This is a genomic window from Amycolatopsis sp. NPDC003861 (genome assembly GCF_053605405.1).
Genome location: NZ_JBSGJD010000457.1, coordinates 1 through 3,513, shown reverse-complemented (window position 1 = coordinate 3,513; position 3,513 = coordinate 1). Strand labels below are relative to the sequence as shown.

Sequence of the window (3,513 nt, the reverse complement as noted above, 5' to 3'; positions counted from 1 at the left end):
CCTGACGGCCACGGCGACCCCGGCCACCCGCGCCAGCTGGACGGCCGACTGCCCGACCACCCCGCCCGCGCCGAGCACCAGCACGGTCTCGCCCGCGGCGAGTCCGCCCGTGGCCGTCAGGCACCGCCACGCCGCGACCGCCGACAGCCCGAGCGCCGCGACCAGCGCGGGATCGGCTCCCTCCGGCAGGACGACGACGTCGCCGGACGCGGCCACGGCGTACTCGGCCATGCTGCCGTCCCCGGGCCGCATGCCCGCCGCCGTGGCGAACCAGACCGGCGTCCCCGCCAGCTCGCCCACGCCCTGCACGCCCGGCACGTACGGGGTGGCCGGCACGCCGAAGTACGACGTGCCGGACGCGCACAGCAGGTCGAGCGGGGTGATCGGCGCCGCCGTCACGCGGACGGCGACCTCACCGGGCCCGGGGGAGGGCTCGGCCCGGTCGGTCACCACCGGCGGCTGCCCGGCCGCCCGGATCTCCGCCGCGCGCACCGGCCCTCACACCGGCTGCAGGACGAAGTCGTAGCGCGCCTCGAGCCACGGCTGTTCCGATTCGCCGCCGTCCGGCGTCGGCCCGGGAGCGCGTTCCTCGAAGGCGACCACCAGTTCCTGCTTGGTGCCGAACACGACGTCGCTGTCCAGGTACTGCGCGCCCTCCTGGAACAGGTGGGTGATCAGCGGCTCGTACCCGGCGGCGTTGATCAGGAAGTGCACGTGCGCGGGCCGGAAGTGACTGATGTCGGTGCCGCGGATCAGCGCGCCGACCGGGCCGTCCATCGGGATCGAATAGCCCTTCGGCGCGATGGTCCGCACGCAGTAGGTCCCGTCGGCGCGGCTGGTGTACTTGGCGCGCAGGCGGGCTTCGTCGATGTCCGGGATCTGCGACTCGTACGCGCCGTCTTCGTCGGCCTGCCACACGTCGAGCACCGCGCCGGTGACGGGCGTGCCGTCGAGGTCGAGGACCGCGCCGGTGATGTAGAGCGGCGTGCCGGGCAGACCGTCGGACATGTCGCCGCCGAAGTCCTTCTCGGGCGAGCCGTCGATGTGGAACGGACCGAGCACGGTGGCCGGGGTCGCCTTCGCGCCGAAGGCGTGGTTCATCTGCACCACCAGCATGCTCAGTCCGAGCACGTCGGAGGCGAGGATGAACTCCTCCCGCTTCTCGTCGCTGATCCGCCCGGTTTCGGTCAGCCACCGCATCGCGGCCATCCACTCGGGCTCGCTCAGCCGCACTTCGCGGGCGAAGGCGTGCAGGTGACGCACGAGCGCCGCCAGCACCTCCGCCGTCCGCGGGTCGTGCGCGCTCGCCCAGCGCTGCGCGGCGAGCTCGGTGATGTTGTCCTCGGTGACCAGCTGCATCGGCGTTCCTCTCACGCGTGCGGATCCGGCGGGACCGACCGGTTGTTCAAGTCGACGGACAGGAAGATGTCGTGGGCGACGGGGTGGCGCAGTTCCTCGGCGAGCTGGCCGATCAGCCCGGCCGTCCGGGCCAGCAACGCGAACCCGCGCAGCAGCTCGAGGGGCAGCCCGAGGTCGGCGAGCGCGGCACCGCAGACGCCGGCCCCGTTGAGCGGCAGGGTTTTGCCCAGCACCCGCGGGTGGACCCGGCCGATCGCGGCGAACAGCTCCAGGTGCGGGCCGCGCAGGCCTTCCTCCTCGGCGATGGCGAACAGCCGCGCGGTCCGCGGGTCGCCGTCCTTGTGCACGTGGTGGCCGAGCCCGGGGACGAACTTCTTGTCCGCCTGGCGCTTTTCGACGGTTTCGAGCGCGAGCGCGTCCCAGCCGCCGTCGTCGTCCGGCAGGGTGTCCACTGTGGACAAGACGTCGTGCAGGAACCGGCCGCAGTCCTCGGTGACGCCGAGGAAGCGCGACCCGCCGCCCAGCAGGCCGGCCGCCAGGGCGCCCTGGACCGAGTCCGGCGCGGACAGGTACGTCAGCCGGGTGACGATCGCGGTCGGGGTGAAGCCGTGGTCGGCCAAGGCGGCCAGCACCGCCTCGAAGACCCGGGTTTCGCCCTTGGCCGGACGTCGCTGGGTGGCCAGCCAGAAGGCCAGCTCGCCGAAGCCGACCGTGCCCATGACGTCCTCGGCCAGGTCGTGGCCGAGCAGGGTGATCGTGTCCTTCGTGGACGCACCGAGGGCGGTTTCGTAGACCGGGTCAGCCATCGGCGGCCTCCGTCAGCCAGGCGCGCAGTTCGGCCCCGTGCTCGTCGAGCTCCGGTGGCGGCAGCCGGTAGCCGGCCGGGGTCGCGGAGAACCGGATGGGGTGGCGGGTGGTCGGGACCGCGCGGTCACCCGCGCCGACCTCGACGATCGGGTCCAGCCCGAAGCGTTCGGCCATCGCGAACCCGCCGTCGATCGTGTTGATCGGTCCACACGGGACACCGACCTTCGTCAGCGCGTCGAACCAGTCCACCGCACCGCGTGTCGCCAGCCGCTCGACCAGGATCGGCCGCAGCTCCTCGCGGTTCTTCGTGCGGTCGGCGTTGCGGGCGAACCGCGGGTCGTCCGGGACGCCGGGCAGGTCGAGGACCTCGCACAGCCGCCGGAACTGCCCGTCGTTGGCCGCGGCGACGATCAGGTCGGCGTCGGCCGTCGGCAGCGGCTCGTAGGGGAAGACGCTGGGGTGGGCGTTGCCCATCCGGTAGGGCACCACCCCGCCGGCGGCGTAGGCCGAGCTGTGGTTGACCAGCCCGGTCAGCGCCGAGGAGAGCAGGTTGACCTCGACGTGCTGGCCCTCGCCGGTGCGGTCGCGGTGGCGCAGCGCGGCCAGGATGCCGATCACCGCGTGGTTGCCGGCCATGACGTCGAACACCGAGATCCCGGCCCGGTACGGCGGGCCGTCCGGGGCGCCGGTCAGGCTCATCAGGCCGGAGATCGCCTGCACCATCAGGTCGTAGCCGGGCACGTGCGCGCCTTCGCCCGCCCCGAACCCGCTGATGGAGGCGTAGACGCTGCCGGGGTTGGCCCGGCGGACGGTGTCGTAGTCCAGGCCGTACTTGGCCAGGCCGCCGGGCTTGAAGTTCTCGATCAGCACGTCCGCGCGGGCGGCGAGCTCGCGGGCGACGACGGCGTCGGCCTCCTCACGCAGGTCCAGCGCGATGGAGCGCTTCCCGCGGTTGACGCCGAGGTAGTAGGTCGAGACGTCCCCGCGCACCGGCGGCATCCAGGTGCGCGTCTCGTCGCCCTGCGGCCCCTCGACCTTGACGACGTCGGCGCCCAGGTCCGCCAGCAGCATGGTGGCGTACGGGCCGGCCAGCACCCGGGAGAAGTCCGCGACCAGCAGCCCGGACAGCGGGCCGGTGGGGGTTTCCAAGACCAGCTCCTCGCTTTCTGTCCGTCAGACGGACGCTTGTCCGCCAGTCTGCGACAGCGGCGGTCCGCGGTCAAGGAGCCTCGTGAGTGGTAAGGCGCGTTCTAACCCGCTGTTGAGTCTCAGGACATCGCCGACAGTTGATGTCTCAGGACCTCACAGACACTGACTGGCTCGTCGAGGCATGGCCACCACAGCATC

3 protein-coding genes and 1 pseudogene are annotated in these 3,513 nt (G+C 72.6%); all 4 read right to left on the bottom strand.

What is annotated here, in order from left to right; translation table 11 throughout:
• Window positions 1–492: pseudogene (locus tag ACWEVN_RS47185) on the bottom strand (quinone oxidoreductase family protein); the annotation flags it as partial.
• Window positions 493–498: 6 nt separating this feature from the next.
• Window positions 499–1,359 carry a dioxygenase family protein gene (locus tag ACWEVN_RS47180; protein WP_452055619.1) on the bottom strand — a complete coding sequence of 287 codons (861 nt, stop codon included), beginning with the start codon at window positions 1,357–1,359 and terminating at the stop codon, window positions 499–501.
• A gap of 11 nt (window positions 1,360–1,370) precedes the next feature.
• On the bottom strand, window positions 1,371–2,165 hold the full coding sequence (locus ACWEVN_RS47175; protein ID WP_452055618.1) for a citryl-CoA lyase: 795 nt from the start codon (window positions 2,163–2,165) through the stop codon (window positions 1,371–1,373).
• Window positions 2,158–3,315: a CaiB/BaiF CoA transferase family protein gene (locus tag ACWEVN_RS47170; RefSeq protein WP_452055617.1), complete on the bottom strand. Its 1,158-nt coding sequence runs from the start codon at window positions 3,313–3,315 to the stop codon at window positions 2,158–2,160. The genes ACWEVN_RS47175 and ACWEVN_RS47170 overlap by 8 nt, the downstream gene beginning before the upstream one ends.
• Window positions 3,316–3,513: the final 198 nt, after the last annotated feature.

What these genes read in the sequence shown, in the direction of transcription:
- ACWEVN_RS47180 (WP_452055619.1), bottom strand. Translation starts at nt 1,359, where the DNA reads ATGCAGCTGGTCACCGAGGACAACATCACCGAGCTCGCCGCGCAGCGC.
- ACWEVN_RS47175 (WP_452055618.1), bottom strand. Translation starts at nt 2,165, where the DNA reads ATGGCTGACCCGGTCTACGAAACCGCCCTCGGTGCGTCCACGAAGGAC.